General features: G+C 73.5%; 17 protein-coding genes and 1 tRNA gene. 7 read left to right on the forward strand and 11 right to left on the reverse strand.

The annotated features are described in order from the left end of the window. The 8 genes from DOO78_RS02930 to DOO78_RS02965 form a co-directional block, all read right to left on the reverse strand. Positions 1-822: IS481 family transposase (locus DOO78_RS02930; RefSeq protein WP_111468692.1), on the reverse strand; the 822-nt coding region annotated here is incomplete at its 3' end. A gap of 110 nt (positions 823-932) precedes the next feature. After that, positions 933-1922 carry a Bug family tripartite tricarboxylate transporter substrate binding protein gene (locus DOO78_RS02935; protein ID WP_111468249.1) on the reverse strand — a complete coding sequence of 330 codons (990 nt, stop codon included), beginning with the start codon at positions 1920-1922 and terminating at the stop codon, positions 933-935. Between the two features lie 120 nt (positions 1923-2042). After that, complete coding sequence (locus DOO78_RS02940; protein ID WP_111468250.1) at positions 2043-3002, reverse strand: Bug family tripartite tricarboxylate transporter substrate binding protein; 960 nt, start codon at positions 3000-3002, stop codon at positions 2043-2045. Between the two features lie 87 nt (positions 3003-3089). Then, positions 3090-3707 carry a trimeric intracellular cation channel family protein gene (locus tag DOO78_RS02945; protein ID WP_111468251.1) on the reverse strand — a complete coding sequence of 206 codons (618 nt, stop codon included), beginning with the start codon at positions 3705-3707 and terminating at the stop codon, positions 3090-3092. A gap of 43 nt (positions 3708-3750) precedes the next feature. After that, positions 3751-4983, reverse strand: a complete 1233-nt coding sequence (locus tag DOO78_RS02950) for an MFS transporter (protein ID WP_111468252.1) — start codon at positions 4981-4983, stop codon at positions 3751-3753. A 101-nt stretch (positions 4984-5084) separates the two neighbouring features. After that, positions 5085-5981 carry a LysR family transcriptional regulator gene (locus DOO78_RS02955; RefSeq protein WP_111468253.1) on the reverse strand — a complete coding sequence of 299 codons (897 nt, stop codon included), beginning with the start codon at positions 5979-5981 and terminating at the stop codon, positions 5085-5087. A gap of 104 nt (positions 5982-6085) precedes the next feature. Then, a complete protein-coding gene (locus tag DOO78_RS02960; protein WP_111468254.1) occupies positions 6086-6913 on the reverse strand; it encodes a DUF2076 domain-containing protein in 828 nt (275 codons plus the stop codon). Positions 6914-7048: 135 nt separating this feature from the next. Then, positions 7049-7468: a CoA-binding protein gene (locus DOO78_RS02965; protein WP_111468255.1), complete on the reverse strand. Its 420-nt coding sequence runs from the start codon at positions 7466-7468 to the stop codon at positions 7049-7051. Between the two features lie 97 nt (positions 7469-7565). Between DOO78_RS02965 and DOO78_RS02970 the strand changes: the two genes are divergently transcribed. After that, positions 7566-7638: transfer RNA gene (locus tag DOO78_RS02970), tRNA-Ile, on the forward strand. Positions 7639-7652: 14 nt separating this feature from the next. Here the strand turns inward: DOO78_RS02970 and DOO78_RS02975 are convergent. Continuing rightward, positions 7653-8384 (reverse strand): SDR family NAD(P)-dependent oxidoreductase, encoded by a 732-nt coding sequence (locus tag DOO78_RS02975; RefSeq protein WP_111468256.1) that lies wholly within the window; start codon positions 8382-8384, stop codon positions 7653-7655. After that, on the reverse strand, positions 8381-9544 hold the full coding sequence (locus tag DOO78_RS02980) for a CaiB/BaiF CoA transferase family protein (RefSeq protein ID WP_111468257.1): 1164 nt from the start codon (positions 9542-9544) through the stop codon (positions 8381-8383). The genes DOO78_RS02975 and DOO78_RS02980 overlap by 4 nt, the downstream gene beginning before the upstream one ends. Positions 9545-9688: 144 nt before the next feature. Between DOO78_RS02980 and DOO78_RS02985 the strand changes: the two genes are divergently transcribed. The 4 genes from DOO78_RS02985 (at position 9689) to DOO78_RS03000 (ending at position 13778) form a co-directional block, all read left to right on the forward strand. Then, positions 9689-10948: an aminopeptidase gene (locus DOO78_RS02985; protein WP_111468258.1), complete on the forward strand. Its 1260-nt coding sequence runs from the start codon at positions 9689-9691 to the stop codon at positions 10946-10948. A gap of 238 nt (positions 10949-11186) precedes the next feature. Then, positions 11187-11837: a hypothetical protein gene (locus DOO78_RS02990; RefSeq protein WP_128079990.1), complete on the forward strand. Its 651-nt coding sequence runs from the start codon at positions 11187-11189 to the stop codon at positions 11835-11837. A 350-nt stretch (positions 11838-12187) separates the two neighbouring features. Continuing rightward, entirely contained in the window at positions 12188-13345 is a 1158-nt protein-coding gene (locus DOO78_RS02995; RefSeq protein WP_111468260.1) for a thiolase C-terminal domain-containing protein, read from the forward strand. Positions 13346-13361: 16 nt separating this feature from the next. After that, positions 13362-13778: a Zn-ribbon domain-containing OB-fold protein gene (locus DOO78_RS03000; RefSeq protein WP_165838685.1), complete on the forward strand. Its 417-nt coding sequence runs from the start codon at positions 13362-13364 to the stop codon at positions 13776-13778. Between the two features lie 33 nt (positions 13779-13811). Here DOO78_RS03000 and DOO78_RS03005 read toward each other — a convergent pair whose 3' ends face one another. Further along, a complete protein-coding gene (locus DOO78_RS03005; protein ID WP_165838686.1) occupies positions 13812-14909 on the reverse strand; it encodes an LLM class flavin-dependent oxidoreductase in 1098 nt (365 codons plus the stop codon). 324 nt (positions 14910-15233) lie between these two features. Here DOO78_RS03005 and DOO78_RS03010 point away from each other — a divergent pair, with 324 nt between their 5' ends. After that, positions 15234-16097: an isocitrate lyase/PEP mutase family protein gene (locus DOO78_RS03010; protein ID WP_111468263.1), complete on the forward strand. Its 864-nt coding sequence runs from the start codon at positions 15234-15236 to the stop codon at positions 16095-16097. Positions 16098-16233: 136 nt separating this feature from the next. Beyond that, complete coding sequence (locus tag DOO78_RS03015; RefSeq protein ID WP_111468264.1) at positions 16234-17973, forward strand: PAS domain-containing sensor histidine kinase; 1740 nt, start codon at positions 16234-16236, stop codon at positions 17971-17973. Positions 17974-17982 lie beyond the last annotated feature (9 nt).

Below are 17982 nucleotides of genomic sequence, written 5' to 3' on the forward strand. Positions count from 1 at the left end.
GTTGTAGGCGTGCAGCCAGGGGCGCATGGCGCGGGTGCGATCGGCGGAAGACGAGAACGGCGAGGCGTAGGCCCATTCGCGAATGCTGGTCTGAATGAAGCGTTCGGCCTTGCCGTTGGTCTTTGGTGTGTAGGGCCGGGTGCGCTTGTGCTTCAGACCATGGGTTGCGATGGCGCGGGCGAAGGCCTTGCTTTTGTAGGCAGAGCCGTTGTCGGTCATGACGCGTTGGGCGATGACGCCATGGGCCTTGAACCAAGCGGTGGCGGCGTCGAGGAAAGCCACCGCGCTCTGCTTCCTCTCGTCTGGCATCATGGCGGTGAAGGCAAGGCGGGAGGCGTCGTCGATGGCGACATGGAGGTACTCCCAGCCGGTACCGCGCTTGCTGCTTTGGCCCGTGCGGTCGCTGGTGATGCGGTGGCCGATGCCATCGATGCGGCCGAGCTTCTTGCTGTCGATGTGGATCAGTTCGCCCGGGTGCTCGCGCTCGTAGCGGATGATCTCGGGCTTGGGGTCCAGCGCCCGCAGCCGGCCCAGGCCCAACCGGCGTAACTCCAACCCGACCGTCGAAACAGGCAGGCCGAGCTGACGGGCAATGGCCGGGCCGGATCGGCGCTGGCGGCGCAGTGCCTCGATCTGCGCGGTCGTATCGAGTGGCAGGCGGGTCGGGCTCCGAAACGGCCTGGCGGATCTGTCGCGCAGGCCGGCCTCGCCCTCGGCGGCAAAACGGTCACGCCACTTGCGCACCGTCTTGGCCGTGACGCCGGCCGATGCAGCAACCGCGCCGACCAGCCAGCCGTCCCGCAGCCGCTCAACCATCAGCATTCGACCCCGCGGCGTCGATNTCTAGGCAGCGCGTCGCCGATCCTCCGCCTAAAGCATCTTCACCCGTTCGAGTGTTTCCACTCGAACGGGCTCTGCTCCAGTCTCGTGCATCAGCCCGTGGCGTAGAGATCGAGGCCCGCGGCCAGCTCCTCCCATTGCCGCAGCGTGCGCTGGATGGAGGCGCGGAAGCGCGCCGGCTCCTCGTAGCCCGGCACCGTGTCGATGGCGCGCAGCCGCCGCAGCATGCCCGGCGAGGTGGCGACCTTGCGGAAGGCCTCCGCCAGCCTCTCGCAGATCGGCGCCGGCACGCGCACCGGCGCGAACAGCCCGGTGAAGCCGGTGAAGTCGAAGCGCCGGGAATAGCCGAGCTCGATCAGGGTCGGCACCTCGGCGGCCAGCGAGGGCACGCGGTCCGGCCCGCCGGTGGCCAGCGGCCGGATCCGCCGCAGCCGGATCATCTCGCCCGAGGCCGTCATGCTGTTGAAGCTGGCATGGACGCTGCTGGCCAGCAGGTCCTGCAGCATCGGCGCCTCGCCGCGATAGGCCACCTGCGTCACCCGCAGCCCGGCCTCCTGCGCCAGCAGCGCGGCGAAGGCGTGGCCGGTCGAGCCCTGGCCGTAATTGCCGAAGGCGAGGTCGCGGCCGCGGCCCCAGGCGACGAACTCGGCGAGCGTGGTGACGGCGGCCGGCACGCTCGGCCCGATGCAGAAGCTGATGGCGGTGGTGCCGAGCCGGCCTACGGGGAAGAAGTCGCCGACCGGATCGTAGGGGAAGCGCCGGAAGGTCACCGGCGCCTGCACATGGGTGGTGATGTTGTAGAGCAGGGTGTAGCCGTCGGGCACCGCCTTGGCGGCGAACTCGGTGCCGATCATGCCGCCGCCGCCGCCGCGATTCTCGATGATGATCGGCTGGCCGAGCTCGGCCTGCAGATCCTCGCAGACCATGCGCGCCCAGACATCGGTGCCGCCGCCGGCCGGGAAGGGCACGATCATCCGGATCGGCCGGTCCGGATAGCGTGCCTCGGCGCGGTCCTGCGCCCGGGCGAGGGCGGGAATGGCGAGACCCTGGGCGGCGAGGCCCAGGACGGTGCGACGATGCATGGCGATCCTCCCGCGGATGCCGCTCTCCGGCGGCTGCCGGGCGGAAGCTTCACCGATTCGGCCCGCGCAACGGCAGCGGAATCGGCGCGCGCCGAAGATCGTGAGGACCGTCCGCTGCCCCTATCCCTCCGCGGTCAGGTTCAGCCGCTCGACCAGCGCCTGCCAGAAGCGCAGATAGGCCGCGACATCGGCGCCGAAGGCCACGGGGTCGAGATACTGCGCGATGGTGTCCATGCCGGCGAGGCGCTGCAGCACCTCCGGCTGCGCCATCGCGCCGCGGAAGGCCTCGGCGAGCTGCGCCTGGATCGGCGCCGGCACCTGCACCGGCGCGAAGAGGCCGACGAAGCCGGAATTGCCGAAATAGGCGGGATAGCCGAGCGAGACGAAGCGCGGCAGCGCCGGCAGGCTCGGGATCGGCATGCTGCCGATCGTCGCCAGCGGCCGGATGCGGCCGGCGCGGATCTGCTCGCCCGAGCCGGTCATGGAGTGGAAGGCGCAGTCGACGCGCCCGCCCAGCACGTCCTGCAGCATCGGCGCCTCGCCGCGGTAGTGCACCGCGGTCATGTCGAGGCCCTCGAGGTCGGACAGCGCCTGGGCGAAGGCATGGCCGGAGGAGCCGGGCGAATAGGTGCCATAGGCCAGGTGCCGCCCCTTGGCGTAGGCGACGAACTCCGCGAGCGTCGTCACCGGCAGGTCGGCGTGGACGCAGAAGGGCAGGGGCGTGGTGCCGAGCTTGCCGAGCGGCGCGAAATCCTCGATGCGATAGGGCCAGCGCCGCAGCACCACCGGCGTCTGCACGAAGCTGGCGATGTGGAACAGGATGGTGTGGCCATCCGGCGGCGCGTTCTTCACCGCCTCGGTGCCGATCATCCCGCCGGCGCCGGCGCGGTTCTCGATGACGACGGGCTGGCCGAGGCTGGCCGCCATGGGCTCGGCCACCAGCCGGGCCCAGATATCGGTGGCGCCGCCGGGCGGCAGCGGCACCACCATGCGGATCGGGCGGCTGGGGAAGGCGGGCTGGGCGAGCGCCGGCGCGGCGAGGCCGGCGGCCGCGAGCCCAAGCAGGCTCCGGCGGTGCATGGACGTCTCCCGAAAGGCGGCCGCCGCCTGGGCGGCCCGGCGCCAAGGGTGGCCGCGGCGGCGGCCCGGCGCAATCCGCGGATGGCGTCAGGGCCGGTAGGCGGGCAGCGACCAGCCGCGCCGGATGGCGATGGCGCGGATGCCGAATCCCGTGGCCAGCCCCGCCAGCAGGGCCGGGTCCCGCCATACCCCCTCGATCCGGAGGAGCACGAAGACGGCCGCGCCGGCGAGCGCCGCCAGCGCATAGATCTCCTGCCGCAGCAGCAGCGGGATCTCGTTGCAGATCACGTCGCGCACCACGCCGCCGAAGGTCGCGGTGACGGTGCCGAGCAGCACCGCGGCCCAGGGCTGCGCGCCGGCGAGCAGCGCGATCTCGGCGCCGAGCACCGCATAGAGCGCGAGGCCGAGCGCGTCGGCCCAGAGCAGCGCCTGGAAGCGGCTCTCCAGCCGATGCCCGAGGAAGAAGACCAGCAGCGCGACGGCGCTGGCGATGGCGAGCCAGGTGGGGTCCTGCAGCCAGAAGGGCGGCATCCGGCCGAGCAGCAGGTCGCGCAGCGTGCCGCCGCCGAAGCCGGTGACGACGGCGATGACCACGAAGCCGACGGCATCGAGCCCCTTGCGGGCGGCGACCAGGGCGCCGGATGCGGCGAAGACGGCGCTGCCCGCGAGGTCCAGCCAGCGCAGCAGGGAGGCGAAGGCATCCATCCGGGCATCCTGGAACCGCCCGGGCGGGATGCCCAGGCCGCGGCTACTCGGCCGGCAGGGGATCAGCCTTGGCGCCGGCGGCCCGGGCCGAGCCCTGGGCGCTGCCCATGCAGAGCAGCGACAGGCCGAGGAAGCCGGCGATCACCGGCAGCACCAAGCCGGGATGCCCGAAATCGATCAGCAGGCCGAGCGGCACCGGGGTGATGGCGCCGCCGAGCGGCAGGCCGGCGGAGACGAAGCCGAAGACCTTGCCGATCTGGCCCGGCGGGCAGGCATCCTTCAGCATGACGTCGCGCGGGGTGCGCGAGGTGCCGAGCGCCAGGCCGGCGCAGACCGCGACCACCGGCAGCACTGCCTCGGAGAGCGGCACCAGGCCGGGCAGCAGCAGCAGCGCCATGGCGACGAGCGTCAGCAGGGTGACGAGGCCCATCAGGTTGCGCTTGCTCTTGTCGGCGATCCAGCCGCCGATCAGCGTGCCGCCGGTCGCGCCCATCATGTAGCCGGTGAGCGCCGCCGAGGCGGCCAGCACCGGCGTGCCCCACATCTTGCCGAGCACCGTCACCAGCCAGGACTGCACGCCCGAGCCGGCCATGGCGCTGAGCAGGAAGAAGGCGAAGAAGAGCAGCATCGGCCGGCTGAGCAGCAGCTCCCGCCCGCCCGGCCCGGCCTCCTGCGTCTTCGCCTTGGCCTGGTCGCGCAGCACGCCGCTCTGCAGCAGGATGGCGAAGACCACCGGCACGCCGAGCAGCCCGACGGTCAGCAGCGCCATGCGCCAGTCCATCACCGAGAGCAGCAGGGCGATGGTCGGCGGCGCCAGGGCGAAGCCGAGATTGCCGGTGAAGGTGTGCAGCGCGAAGGCGCGGCCCATGAAGCCCTTGCTGACGCTGCCGGCGAGGATGGCGTAGTCGGCCGGATGGATGACGCTGTTGCCGATGCCGGACAGCACCGCGAGCGGCAGGATCATCCAGAAGGCCGGCGCGAAGGCCATGGCGGAGATGGAGAGCGCCATCAGCAGCGTGCCGCCGACCAGGAAGGGCCGGGCGCCCCAGCGGTCCACCCAGAAGCCGACCGGGGTCTGCAGCAGCGCCGTGGTCGCGCTCATCAGCGCCACGGCGAGGCCGAGCGTGGCGTAGGAGACGCCGAATTCCTGCCGCCAGACCAGGAAGAGCGGCGGCAGGCAGAGCATGTAGAAATGCGACAGGAAGTGGCCGGTGCCGATCAGGGCGCAGATGCGCGCATCGCGTCTGCCCGCGGCGTGGTCGGGTGGGCTGGTCATGGGCGACCCCGATGAGGCGCGGCCCCGGGCACGGCGGGGCTGGCGCTGGCGATGTCCGGCGCCTTCCGGTTACCCCTGGTCTCGCCGCCGCGCAACCGGCTTCAGGCGGCCGTGGCGAGGACCGGATCGGCCAGGCTCTCCCGCAGGAAGCGGACCAGCGGCTCGGCGAGCGGGCTCTGGCCGCCGGCATCGCCGAAGAGGCACATCTCCACCGTGCCGAGCGGCGGCAGGCCCGGCACCTCGACCAGGCCGGGGGGCAGACCGCTGCGGCCCAGCACGGTCAGCGCGAAGCCCGCCTGGGCGGCGGCGGCGACGCCGAGCAGGCTGGCCGAGGTGTAGACCACCTCGAAGGCGAGCCCGGCCCGGGCCAGCGCCGCCAGGGCGCGGTCGCGGAACATGCAGCCCGGCGGCAGCATGGCGAGTGGGATCGGCCCGCCCAGGGGGCCGCCCTCCTGCGGCCAGCCCGCGGCGGGCGCCCAGTCCGGGGCGGCCACCCAGACCACGCTCTCGGTCCAGATCGGCCGGCCCGCCGTCTCGCCGTCGCGCCGCTTGCCGAGCACCAGGTCGAGCGCGCCCCGCTCCTGCGCCGTCCGCAGCTCGTGGCTGCGCCCCACCTCCACCTCCAGCCGCACCTCCGGCCAGGTGCGGGCGAAGCGGGCGAGCAGCGGGGCGAGGTTGCGCGGCACGAAATGGTCGGCGACGCCGAGCCGGAAGCGGCCGGCGACCGGCGGCGCCACCAGCCGCCGCACCGCCTCGTCGTTCAGCGCCAGGAGGCGCCGGGCATAGGCGAGCAGCGTCTCGCCGTCGCGGGTGAGGCCGGTGCTGCGGCTCGTCCGCTCGAAGACCCGCCGCTGCAGCAGCGCCTCGAGCCGTTTCACCTTCAGGCTGATGGCCGACTGCGTCAGGCCGAGCGCCTGCCCCGCGGCGGTGAAGCCGCCGCGCTCCGCCACGGCCACGAAGCAGCGGAGGAGGTCGAGATCGAGATCGGGACTGCGCATGGCGGAAGGATCGCGGAGGCCCCGGGCGATTTCAATGCGGCCGGGCGTCGGCCGCCCGGCGCCCGGATGGCCGCGCCGCCGGCCAAGGCGAGCGCCGGCCGGGCTCAGACCTCGTCGTCGTAGCCGCCGCCCGCATCGTCGAAGCCGCCGGCGCCGCTGTCGTCGTTCTGGTAGCCGGCATTGTCCGCGTAGCCGGCATTGCCGCCATCGTCATAGCCGGCGCCGGTCGCATCCGGGGCGGCATAGGCGTCCTGGCCGCCGCTGCCCCAACCCTGATCGGCCGCCGCGCTGCCCGGATCGGTCCAGGGGGAGGAGGCCGGCACCGCTTCCTGCGCGAAATCCGCGTTGCCGGCATCGAAGCCGGCCGCATGCGCCGCGCCGCCATGGCCGGAGAAGGCGTTCATCAGCATGTTGCCGAGCACCATGCCCCCGGCGACGCCGGCCGCGGTGGTCAGCGCCGTGCCGAGGAAGCTCGAGCCGCCGCGCTGCTGCAGCATGCCGGGGTTGTAGCCCGGCGGGTAGACCGGCTGCGGCGGCGGCGACATCGGCGCGGCCGGGCGCTGCGCCCCGCCGCCGCCGAACATGCCGCCGAACAGCCCGCCGCGGGCGGGTTGCTGCGCCGCCTGCGCCTGCTGCTTGGCGTTCTCCAGCTCCCATTCCAGCCGGCGGATGCGGTTCTGCGCCTCGACCAGTGCCGCCTCCTGCACGAAGGCCGTCTGGGTGATGCGGTAGCGCGCTTCCGGGTAACGGGTGAAGAGATCAGCGATGAGCGCGTCCGCCTCGCGGTCCACCGGCGGCAGCGTGGGCCGGGCCGGCTGGGTCGCGGGCACGCTGCCGCCCCAGGGGCTGGCGGCGGGGCCGGCCTGGGCGGGGGCCGCGCCGGCCACCCGCTCGACATACTGCGTGATGATCCGGCGCTCTTCGTCGTTCATCGGTCCTGCGTCTCCCATCGGTGGGCGCGGGTGCCGGCAGCCTGCGGCCCGCCGGCCTGCCCCGCCCCATCGTGCGGCTGCGAAGTGGCCCGCCCCGCCATCGCTTTCAAGTCGGCCCGGCGGCGAAAATGAACTTCATGCAATCTTCGCCGGCAGGCCGAGGCGGCGCCATTCGATGACCGGGCAGCGATCCTGCACGAAGCGCAGTCCGGCGGCGCGCGCCCGCTCGCCCGCCGCGTCGTCGCGGACGCCGAGTTGCAGCCAGACGCTGCGGGCACCGAGGCGGATCGCCTCGTCGACCACTGCGCCGGCCTCCTGGCTGCGGCGGAAGACATCCACCATGTCGAGCGGCGCCGCGGCCTCGAGCCGCCCGGCGACCGGCGCGCCGTGCAGCGCCCGGCCGGCGATGCCGGGATTGACCAGCGTGACGGCATAGCCGCGATCGACCAGGAAGCGGGCGACGCCCCAGCTCGGCCGCTCCGGCCGGTCCGAGGCGCCGACCACGGCGATGCGGCGGGTGGTCAGGAGGATGTCGCGGATCTCGTCATCGGTCATGCGGGGGTCCTCGCTCCCGGCTGGAACGCCCGGCGCCGCCGGCGGCTCCGCAACGCTTGCCAGCCCGCGCCCCAGCCGCCATCACTCGCCTGCGGCGGGGCCTGTAGCTCAATGGTCAGAGCGGACCGCTCATAACGGTTTGGTTGCAGGTTCGAGTCCTGCCGGGCCCAGTCCGCCGCCGGTCTCAGGTGAAGTGCATCCCGCCATTCACCGGCACCGTCTGCCCGGTCATGTAGGCATTCCCCGCCACCAGCAGCACGGCCTCGGCCACCTCCTCCGGCCGGCCGAGGCGGCCGAGCGGCACCTTGCGGGCCAGCGCCTCCCGCCCCTCGGCCAGCATGTCGGTCTCGATCAGCGAGGGGGCGACGGCATTGACCGTGACGCCCTCGCCGGCGAGGCGCGCGGCATAGCCGCGGGTCAGCCCCTCCAGCCCGGCCTTGGAGGCGTTGTAATGCACGCCGATGATGCCGCCGCCGCGGGCGGCGCCGGAGGAGATGTTGACGATCCGGCCCCAGCGGCGCCGGCGCATGCCCGGCAGCACCCGCTGGATGCAGAGGAAGGCGCCGGTCAGGTTCACCGCCAGGGTGCGGGCGAACTCCGCCTCGCTCAGCGCCTCGGGCGTGCGGCGGAGGGCGATGCCGGCATTGTTCACCAGGATGTCGATGGGCCCGAGCGCCGCCTCGGCCCGCGCGACCATGGCCGCCACCGCGTCGCCCTCGGCGACATCCGCGCCGAGGGCGAGGGCGCGCCGGCCGAGCGCCCGCGCCTCGGTGGCCACCGCCTCCGCCGTCGCGGCCTCCCGGCGGTAGTTCACGACGAGATCCGCCCCCGCCGCCGCGAGGGCAAGCGCGATCGCCCGGCCGATGCCGCGCGAGGCGCCGGTGACCAGCGCGACGCGGCCGCCGAAGCCGCTCATGCCGCCGGGCCGTCGAGCCAGGCGCGGATCTCGGCGTCATGCTCGCCGAGCCCGGGGGCACGGCGGCGGATGCGGGCGGGCGTCTCCTCGAGCCGGACCGGCGGCGCCAGATGCGGCAGGACACCGAGCTCGGGATCCTCGAAGGGCACCACCAGCCCGCGCGCCTGGCCCTGCGGATGCGCCAGCGCTGCGTCGTAGGAGAGCACGGGCTCGGCCGGGATGCCGGCGGCCTCGAAGGCGGCGAGCCAGTGCGCGCTCTCCCGCTCGCCGAGCGCCGCCTGCAGGATCCCGATCAGCGCCTCGTTGTTGGCGACGCGGGCGGCGTTGTCGGCGAAGCGCGGATCCTCGGCGAGCGCCGGCTGGCCGAGGATGCCGCAGAGCGCGCGCCAGAATTTCTCCTTCGAGGCGCCGAGGGTGATGTGGCCGTCGCGGGTGCGGAAGACCCGGTAGGGGGCGGAGCCGCGATGCCGCTGGCCGAGCCGCTCGGGCCGCGTGCCATGGGCGAAGACATGCGCCGCCTCGTAGACGCCGAGCGAGACGCCGGCCTCGAAGAGCGACTGGTCGATCCGCTGGCCGCGGCCGGTGCGGTGCCGCGCCTCGAGCGCGCCGAGCACGGCGATGGCGGCATACATGCCGGCGGTGAGGTCGGTGATGGCGATCGGCAGGCGGTAGGGCTCGCCCTCGGGCGGGCCGTTGCCGGCCATCAGCCCGGACATGCCCTGCGCCATCATGTCGAGCCCGCCATGCGAGGCCCAGGGGCCGGTCTGGCCGAAGCCGGAGATGGAGCACCAGATGAGGCGCGGGTTCGCGGCGCCCAGCCCCTCCCAGCCGAGGCCGAGCCGGTCCAGCGTGCCGGGGCGGAAATTCTCCACCAGGATATCCGCCCTCGCCGCCAGGCGGCGCACCAGCGCCACGTCCTCCGGCCGCTTGAGGTCGGCGGTGATGCTGCGCTTGTTGCGGTTCCACACCGCGAAGGGCTGGCTGATCCTTCCCCCGGGCCCCGCCACGAAGGGCGGCATGCGGCGGGCATCGTCGCCGCCATCCGGGCGCTCCACCTTGATGACCTCGGCGCCCATGTCGCCGAGCAGCATGGTGCAGTAGGGGCCGGAGAGGAAATTCGTCAGGTCGAGGACGACGAGGCCGTCGAGCGCCGCCGGCATGCTCTCTCCTCCCTTGGGCAAGGGGCCTTGGGCAAGGGGGCCAGCCTCCGGGCGGCAAGGGGAAGCTGTCAAGCGAGCGGCGCTCCGCCTGCGGCCGCCCGGCGGGATGCGCTATGCTCGGCCCAACCGGACAGGGGAAGCAGCATGGACACGCATATCGGCCTCGACCAGGCGGGCGCCGCGCGGGCGGCCCGGCTCGACCGGCTGGCGGAACTCGCCATCCGCGTCGGGCTGAACCTGGCGCCGGGGCAGGAGCTGGTGATGACGGCGCCGGTCGAGGCGATCGACCTCTCGCGCCGCATCACCGAGCAGGCCTATCGCGCCGGCGCCTCGCTGGTGACGACCCTGCTGGCGGACGACCGGGCGGTGCTGGCGCGCTACCGCCACGCCAGGGAGGAGAGCTTCGATACCGCCGCCGGCTGGCTCTATGACGGCATGGCGACGGCCTTCCGCAACGGCGCGGCGCGGCTGGCGATCGTCGGCGACGACCCGGCGCTGCTCGCCGGCCAGGACCCGGACCGCGTTGCCCGCGCCAACCGCGCCCGCTCCAAGGCCTATCGCCCGGCGCTGGAACTGATCTCGGCCACCGCCATCAACTGGACGCTGGTCGCGGCCGCGACGCCGGCCTGGGCCGCCGCGGTCTTCCCTGGCCTGCCGGAGGCCGAGGCGATGGACCGGCTCTGGGACGCGATCCTCGCCGCCTCCCGCGCCGACCGGCCCGACCCGGTCGCCGACTGGGCGGCGCACAACGCGGCGCTGCTGGCGCGGCGCGAGAGGCTGAACGAGCGGCGCTACGCCGCGCTGCACTTCCGCGGCCCGGGCACCGATCTCCGCGTCGGCCTGGCCGATGGCCATGCCTGGATGGGCGGGCTCTCCACCGCGAAGAACGGCATCACCGGCAACCCGAACATCCCGACCGAGGAGGTCTTCACCACCCCGCACAAGGACCGCACGGAGGGGGTGGTGGCCGCGACCAAGCCGCTCGCCTATCAGGGCACGCTGATCCAGGACATCGCCGTGCGCTTCGAGGCCGGCCGGATCACCAGCGCCACGGCGCGCACCGGCCTGCCGGTGCTGGAGCGGATGATCGGCACCGACGAGGGCGCCCGGCGGCTCGGCGAGGTGGCGCTGGTGCCACATTCCAACCCGATCGCGCAGAGCGGGCTGCTCTTCTACAACACGCTGTTCGACGAGAATGCGGCGAGCCATATCGCGCTCGGCCAGGCCTATTCGAAATGCTTCCTCGACAAGGCGCTGACCGAGGCCGAGCTGGCGGCGCGCGGCGCCAACCGCAGCCTGATCCATGTCGACTGGATGATCGGCTCGGCCGAGACGGATGTGGACGGGATCGATGCCGAGGGCCGCGCCGAGCCGCTGATGCGCGGCGGGGAGTGGGTGCGCTAGCTTTCCCCACGACGGCGCTGCGCGCCGCCGCGAGGGCGCCGGGATTCGCCTCGGGCCCGAGGGGAGCCACAGCCTGCCGCCGCAACGCCGCGGCAGGGCAACGGGTGGCGACGGGATGCGGCGAAGGGCCGGGTGGTCACGGGCCGCATGGGCTGCTGCGAGGCGCCGCGACTCGGGCTATGCTCGCCCCATGCAGCCCGCCGCCGAGTCGCAGCCTGCCGCCCAAGCTCCCGCGCGCATGCCGTGGGACTTCCACCCCGCCCTGACCGAGGAGCGGCTCCGTCTCTGCGCCCGTATGCTGGCCAACGCCCGGCGCGACGCCCTGGCCATGGCGAGCTACGAGCTCGGCGACGACCCCTGGTCGGTCGGCTGCCGCGCCTTCGCCTTCGGCCGCCACCGGCTGCGCCGCGCCGCCGAATCCGGCGACTATCCCTGGCTGGAGGTGCTGGACGACAGCGCGCATTTCGTCTTCGTCATCGGCGGCAACGGCCAGGGCGTGCCGGTGCGCTTCTATCGCGGCGCCGCCGACGACCCGACCGACCGCACCCTGCGGCGGCAGGAGACGGAATCCGAGCAGCTCTCCCTCGCCCTCGGCGAGGAAGCGGCGGCGGGGCTGGTCTTCCGCTTCGCGGTCGAGACCGGGGAGGGCGGCCGCGTCGATCGCGTGGTGTTCCTGGCGCTGCGCGGCGAGGAGCGCGTGGAGTGCTTCTGGCCGGTGCCGCTCGAGCTGCCGCCGGCCAGCGCCGGCGCCGCCGAGCAGCTTCGGCTGATCGCCGATGACGGCTATGCCGGGCCGGCGCCGCATGTGCCGGGCGCGCCGCCGGGCCCGGCCCTGCCGCGGCGCAAGCCGGTGCCGCCGCTGCATCGCCGCCAGGCCGGGCTGTTCTAGAGCAGATCCTGTCCGGATGAACTCATCCGGACAGGTGAAGATGCTCGTAAAAACAAGTACCTAGAGCATTGCAGGTGAACGGAAGTTCGCGGGAAATGCTCTAGAACGCCCCACGAAGCCGCTTCGTGGCTTCTCGGGGCCCATGGGGTCCCTCCCGCCCGAGCCGCGACGGGACAACGGGCCGCGACGGTTCCGCCAGGCGCCATTGCCCGCTGCTTGACCACTCCGGCGACGCATGGTCGCCTGCGGCAAGGCCCGTGGGCATCCCGACCCGCGGCCGCGGAGGAGGAACGCGCCATGTCCCGGTATCCGGCCAGGGGCCGCCATGGCGGGCGGCGGGCGATCCCGGCATGAGCCTCTCCGGCCAGGCCGCCGTCACCGGCATCGGCGAGACCGACTACCGGCGCGATGCCGGCGGCCGCAGCGTGCTGCGGCTGCAGCTCGAGGCCTCGCTCGCCGCCATCGCCGATGCCGGGCTGGCGCCGCGCGAGATCGACGGCATCGTCCTGCCGATGGGCACCGGCGGCACCGTCGCCGAGGATTTCGTCACCAATCTCGGCATCCCCGACCTGCGCCTCTCCACCACCACGCCGCTCGGCGGCGCCGGGGCGGTGGCGGCGGTGCAATGCGCCGTGGCGGCGGTCGCGGCCGGGCTCTGCCGGCACGTGCTGCTGCCGCTCGGCCGCACCGGGCGCACCGGCAGCCGCATCGGGGCGCGCATCCATCAGATGCCGCAATTCCGCACCGTCGGCGAGTTCGAGGCGCCGGTCGGCGCCCTCGCCCCGGCGCAGTACTACGCGCCCATGGCGCGGCGGCACATGGAGCTCTACGGCACCACCAGCCGCCAGCTCGCCGAGATCGCCGTCACCACGCGCCGGCACGCCATCCTCAACGGCAATGCCAGCATGACCGGGCCGATGACGATCGAGGACCACCAGGCCTCGCGCCTGATCGCCGACCCGCTGCGCCTGCTCGATTGCAGCCTGGAGAGCGACGGCGCCGCGGCGGTGGTGGTGAGCGCGGCCGAGATCGCCCGCGACGCGCCGCGGCCGCGCGTGCTGGTGACCGGCGTGGCGGAGGGGCATCCGGACAGCCCGAGCGCCATCACCCAGCGGCCGGACCTGACGCGGCTCGGCCTCGCCAAGGCGGCGCCGCGCGCCTTCGCCATGGCCGGGGTGACGCCGGCCGATATCCAGGTCGCCGAGATCTACGACTGCTTCACCTATATCGTGCTGTGCCAGATCGAGGATCTCGGCTTCTGCGCCAAGGGGGAGGGGGGTGCCTTCGTCGAGGGAGGCGCGCTCGGCCTCGGCGGCAGGCTGCCGGTGAACACCCATGGCGGGCTGCTCTCGCAGTCGCACATGGCGGGCATGAACCATGTGGTCGAGCTGGTGCGGCAGCTCCGTGGCGAGGCGGGGGCGGCGCAGGTCGAAGGCGCCAGCCTCGGCCTCGTCACCGGTTATGGCGATCTCGGCGACGGCACGGTCGCCATCATGGCGCGGGGCTGAGGGGATGGCTGCGACAATGACGGAGATGCCGCGGAAGCCCCTGCCCGAACCGAGCGGGGAAAGCCGGCCCTATTGGGAGGGCCTCGCCGCCGGGCGGCTCATGCTGCAGCGCTGCGCCGCCTGCGGCCGCATCCGCCACTATCCGCGTCCGCTCTGCGACGCCTGCCACTCCTTCGAGACGGGCTGGGTGGCGGCGAGCGGCGAGGCATCGGTGCAGAGCTGGACCGTCGCGCATCACCCCTACCACCCCGCCTTCCGCGGCGAGCTGCCCTACACGCTCGTCACCGCCGACCTGCCGGAGGGCGTGCGGCTGGTCGCGCAGCTCCGCGATGCCGGGCCGGAGGCGCTGCGCCTCGGCGCGCCGCTGCGCATCGGCATCGAGGAGAATGGCGAGGGGCAGGCCCTGCCGGTGCTGCGCCTCGCCGGGGGCTGAGGCGGGAGGGCAGGGGCCCCTCCCGCGGTGGCGTCAGGCCGCTGCCTGGCCGGTGGATGCCTTGCCCCAGGATTTCAGCACCGGCAGCACCTCCTTGGCGAAGAGCCGCAGGCCCCGCTCGGCGACGTCATAGGGCGTGCCGCCGAAGCGGAAGGAGACGTTGAGCTCGAAATCGCCGAGCAGCGTCCGCCGCGCCTCCAGCCCGCGCAGGATCTTCTCCGGCGTGCCCCAGCTCGCCGCCTGCATGAAGCCCTTCACCGCGCCCTCGAGCCCGCCGGCCTTCCGCGCCAGATCGGCCTTCTGCTGGTAGGAATCATAGCCCTTCACGCTGGCGAAATGCTCACCCAGGAATTCGTAGTGATGGAAGTTGCTCTCGACGAATTTGCCCTGGTAGCGATAGGCCTCCTCCTCGCAGCGCGCGAGGTCGGTGCCGCAGATCACGAACTCGGTCATCATCAGCGTCGGCGGCTCGGTGCCGTGATATTGCCGGTGCAGCGCGCGGCCGCGCTCGATCACCGGCTGGCGCATCTCCCAGGGCCGGTCGGCGAACATCACCATATGCGCGCCGAGCTTGGCCGCGGAGTTGACGGAATCCTCGCTGGACGCCACCGCGTAGATGCGGCCCTCGAAGCTGTGCTGCGGCCGCGGGCGGAGCTCGATGCGCGGCTGCTTGTAGAACTTGCCCTTGCCCTCGATGAAGCCGGTCCGCAGCGCCTCGATGATCATCGGCGCCGCCTCGTCGAAGCGCTCGCGCGATTCGTCCATGCTGACGCGGAAGGCCTCGAATTCCCGCCGCGCCAGGCCGCGGCCCATGCCGAAGCGGAACCGCCCCTTGCTCAGCAGGTCGAGCACGGCGGCGTTCTCGGCGACGCGCAGCGGGTCGTGCCAGGGCAGGATGACGGCGGCGGTGCCGACATCGATGCCCGGGCAGGCCGCCGCCAGATAGGTCATGAGCTGGATGTTGTCGGGCACGAAGGAATAGTCGTTGAAATGGTGTTCGGCCGACCACAGGCAGTCGAAGCCGGACTCGGCCGCGATGCGGGCGAGGCGCAGCTCCTCCTCCCAGACCTGGCCATCCGGGCAGCCTTCCCAGCCGTAGCTGGAGAAGATCATCATCATCCCGACATCCATGGCGTTTCTCTCCCATTCTCTTGTCGCGGGCGCGCCGCGAGGGACCGGTGCCGGGCGGGCGTCCCCGGCGCAGGCGCCGGGGCACGGCTTTGCGGCAGGACCGGGGAAGGATGCGGGCTCTTGGTCGGGCCGGCCGCCATTCCGGGGCGAGGATCCGCGCGGCACCAGGGGATCCGACGCTATCGCCCTTCCCCGGGGGCGGCAACCGGGCGCCCGCGCCCATGCCGCGCCCATGCCGCGCCCATGTCGCGCCCCTGGCCGGATCGCCGGAGCGGCCTATGCTTCCGGCACGCGGCGCCCCGAGAGGCGCCTGAGGAGAGACGCATGACCCCGCCCGACCGCCTGCGCGCCCTGCTCGCCGAGCCCGGCTTCGTCGTGATGCCCGCCGTCTGGGACGGGCTGAGCGCCAAGCTCGCCGCCGGCGCCGGCTTCCGCACCGCCTTCCTCTCCGGCTCCTGCGTCGCGGCCAGCCGCCTCGGCGGCCCGGATCTCGACCTCGTCTCCTTCGGCGAGATGTTCGACAGCTTCACCATGGTCCGCAACGCGGCGCCGGAGACGCTGATCCTCGCCGATGGCGACCATGGCTATGGCAACGCCATGAACGTGCAGCGGGTGGTGCGGCAGTATGGCCGGGCCGGCGCCGCGGCGGTGCTGATCGAGGACAAGATCACGCCGCGCGCCCTGACCGCCGCTGGCAAGCCCTGCCTGCCGCGGCAGGAGGCGCGGATGAAGATCCGCGCCGCGGTCGAGGCGGCGCGGGAGTCCGGCATCCTGGTCCTCGCCCGGACCGATTGCCGCCCCACCCAGGGCATCGACGAGGCGGTGGCCCGGATCGAGATCTTCGCCGAGGAGGGGGCCGACATCTTCCTCCTCGACAGCCCGGCCGATGCGGCGGAGATCCGCCGCGCCGTCGCCGCGACGGGCGGCCGCCCCTCCTTCGCCGTCCTCTCCCCGGGCGGCGCCCGCGCCAACCCCTCGCGCCGGGAGGCCGAGGCGCTCGGCTTCAAGATCGGCACCTATCCGACCGCCATGCTCTCGCCGGCCGTCGCCGGCCTGCAGGCCGGGCTGGCGGCGCTGCAGGCCGGCGCGGCGGAGGCGGCGAGCGCCTTGCCGCCGGCCGAGCTGCGGACGGTTCTCGGCTATGGCGATTACGATCGCGAGGCCGCGCCCTTCGCCCCGCCGGGGTGATTTCCGTCCCGGAACGCCGGTTGCGCTCGGCATGCCGCTATTTCTTGGACCTCAAAACTGTCGATGCTAATCTTCGGGATGGTGTACGTCCGTTTTGGTGAGCGGCACGCACCGTCCATGCGGGCAACGGCAATCGATGCGAGCGTCTATCCGACCTGTCGCCGGGCAGGCCGACCAGCGGGCCGATCCTGGCGGTCGCCTGGCCGGCCTGGGTGACCATCACTGGCGGCGGGTGCCGGAACGCACCGCCGCGCCGGAGGTCGGTTGCGTGGCGGATGCGGTGCCGGCGCTGATCTGGGCGACCGACGCGGCCGGCCGGATCACCTATGTCAACCGCCGCTTCGAGGCGGCCTTCGGCCCGCTGGCCGCCGGGATGCCGGGCGATGGCTGGCAGGCGATCCTCGCCCCCGCCTCCCGGACGCCCTTCCGCGACGCCTTCGCCCTGGCCATCCACGGCCGGACGGCCCTGCGGGTCGAGGTCGAGGTCCGGCTGCGCGACGGCACGCCGCGCTGGCACCGCTGCGAGGCGACCCCGACGCTGGATGCCGAGGGGCGGCTGAGCGGCTTCGCCGGCTGCAACATCGATCTCACCGAGGCCCGCGAGGCGGAGGCGGCGCTGCGCGAGCTGAACGCGACGCTGGAGCGCCGCGTGGTGGAGCGGACCGCCCAGCTCGCCGCCGAGGCCGCCGCCCGTTCGGCGGCGCAGGATCGGCTGCGCCACACCCAGAAGCTGGAGGCGCTGGGCCAGCTCTCGGGCGGCGTGGCGCATGACTTCAACAACGCCTCGGCGGCGGTGCTCGCCGGGATCGCCCTGCTCGAGAAGCGGCACGGCAAGGCGATCGCCGCTGTCGGCCCGGGCTCGGCGGGGCTGCTGGCCGGGCTGCGCGAGGCGGCGGAGCGTGGCGCCGCCATCTCGCGCCGTATGCTCGCCTTCGCCCGGCGCGAGGAGCTGCGGGCGAGCGAGGTCGAGCCGACCGAGCTGCTGCGCAACCTTCGGGCGATCCTCGCCAATGCGATCGGGCCGGTGGTGCGCATCGCGGTCGATGCCCCGGGCGCCCTGCCGTCGCTCCGCGTCGACCGGGCCCAGCTCGAGACCACGCTGATCAACCTCGCCGTCAATGCCCGGGACGCCATGCCGGAGGGCGGCACGGTGACGCTCGGCGCCGCGCTGGAGGAGGTGGCGGCCGGCCAGCCGGCTTCCCCGCAGCGCCCCGTCCTGCCGCCCGGGCCCTATCTGCGTCTCTGGGTGGCCGATACCGGCATCGGGATGGATGGCGAGATCCTGCACCGGGCGGCCGAGCCGTTCTTCACCACCAAGCCGCGCGACAAGGGCACCGGCCTCGGCCTGTCCATGGCGGATGGCTTCGCGGTGCAGTCGGGCGGCGCCATGCGGATCGAGAGCCGCCCGGGCGAGGGCACGAGGGTGACGCTCTGGCTTCCCTGCGGCCGCGACCAGCGGGCGCCGCCGCCCGAGCCGGCATCGGGCGCGCGGCGCCGGGTCCTGGTGGTCGATGACCAGCCGATGATGCGCCGCTTCCTGGCCGATTGCCTCGGCCATGAGGGGTGGGAGGTGCAGGAGGCGGAGGATAGCGGCCAAGCGCTGCTCGACCTGGCCTCCGGGAGGCCCTGCGACCTTCTCATCTCGGATCTGAGCATGCCGGGCATGGATGGCACCGCCCTCATCCAGGCCGCCCGCGAACGGCGCCCCGGTCTCGTCGCCGTGCTGCTGACGGGCACGGGCCAGATGGCCGATCTCGCCCCGCTGGCCCGACGCGGGGGGTTCACCCTGCTCCGCAAGCCGGTCTCCCCATCCGAGCTGGCGGATTGCCTGGCGGCGCTGACGCATGCGCCGCCGGTCGCCGAGCCGATGCCATGACTGTCGCCC

The organism is Roseicella frigidaeris, assembly GCF_003258945.1.
GTDB lineage: Bacteria > Pseudomonadota > Alphaproteobacteria > Acetobacterales > Acetobacteraceae > Paracraurococcus > Paracraurococcus frigidaeris.

Excerpts from the sequence above, each read along its gene's own strand:
- DOO78_RS02935 (WP_111468249.1), bottom strand. The coding sequence starts at position 1,922 with ATGCATCGTCGCACCGTCCTGGGCCTCGCCGCCCAGGGTCTCGCCATT.
- DOO78_RS02940 (WP_111468250.1), bottom strand. The coding sequence starts at position 3,002 with ATGCACCGCCGGAGCCTGCTTGGGCTCGCGGCCGCCGGCCTCGCCGCG.
- DOO78_RS02945 (WP_111468251.1), bottom strand. The coding sequence starts at position 3,707 with ATGGATGCCTTCGCCTCCCTGCTGCGCTGGCTGGACCTCGCGGGCAGC.
- DOO78_RS02950 (WP_111468252.1), bottom strand. The coding sequence starts at position 4,983 with ATGACCAGCCCACCCGACCACGCCGCGGGCAGACGCGATGCGCGCATC.
- DOO78_RS02955 (WP_111468253.1), bottom strand. The coding sequence starts at position 5,981 with ATGCGCAGTCCCGATCTCGATCTCGACCTCCTCCGCTGCTTCGTGGCC.
- DOO78_RS02960 (WP_111468254.1), bottom strand. The coding sequence starts at position 6,913 with ATGAACGACGAAGAGCGCCGGATCATCACGCAGTATGTCGAGCGGGTG.
- DOO78_RS02965 (WP_111468255.1), bottom strand. The coding sequence starts at position 7,468 with ATGACCGATGACGAGATCCGCGACATCCTCCTGACCACCCGCCGCATC.
- DOO78_RS02975 (WP_111468256.1), bottom strand. The coding sequence starts at position 8,384 with ATGAGCGGCTTCGGCGGCCGCGTCGCGCTGGTCACCGGCGCCTCGCGC.
- DOO78_RS02980 (WP_111468257.1), bottom strand. The coding sequence starts at position 9,544 with ATGCCGGCGGCGCTCGACGGCCTCGTCGTCCTCGACCTGACGAATTTC.
- DOO78_RS02985 (WP_111468258.1), top strand. The coding sequence starts at position 9,689 with ATGGACACGCATATCGGCCTCGACCAGGCGGGCGCCGCGCGGGCGGCC.
- DOO78_RS02990 (WP_128079990.1), top strand. The coding sequence starts at position 11,187 with ATGCCGTGGGACTTCCACCCCGCCCTGACCGAGGAGCGGCTCCGTCTC.
- DOO78_RS02995 (WP_111468260.1), top strand. The coding sequence starts at position 12,188 with ATGAGCCTCTCCGGCCAGGCCGCCGTCACCGGCATCGGCGAGACCGAC.
- DOO78_RS03000 (WP_165838685.1), top strand. The coding sequence starts at position 13,362 with ATGACGGAGATGCCGCGGAAGCCCCTGCCCGAACCGAGCGGGGAAAGC.
- DOO78_RS03005 (WP_165838686.1), bottom strand. The coding sequence starts at position 14,909 with ATGGATGTCGGGATGATGATGATCTTCTCCAGCTACGGCTGGGAAGGC.
- DOO78_RS03010 (WP_111468263.1), top strand. The coding sequence starts at position 15,234 with ATGACCCCGCCCGACCGCCTGCGCGCCCTGCTCGCCGAGCCCGGCTTC.
- DOO78_RS03015 (WP_111468264.1), top strand. The coding sequence starts at position 16,234 with ATGCGAGCGTCTATCCGACCTGTCGCCGGGCAGGCCGACCAGCGGGCC.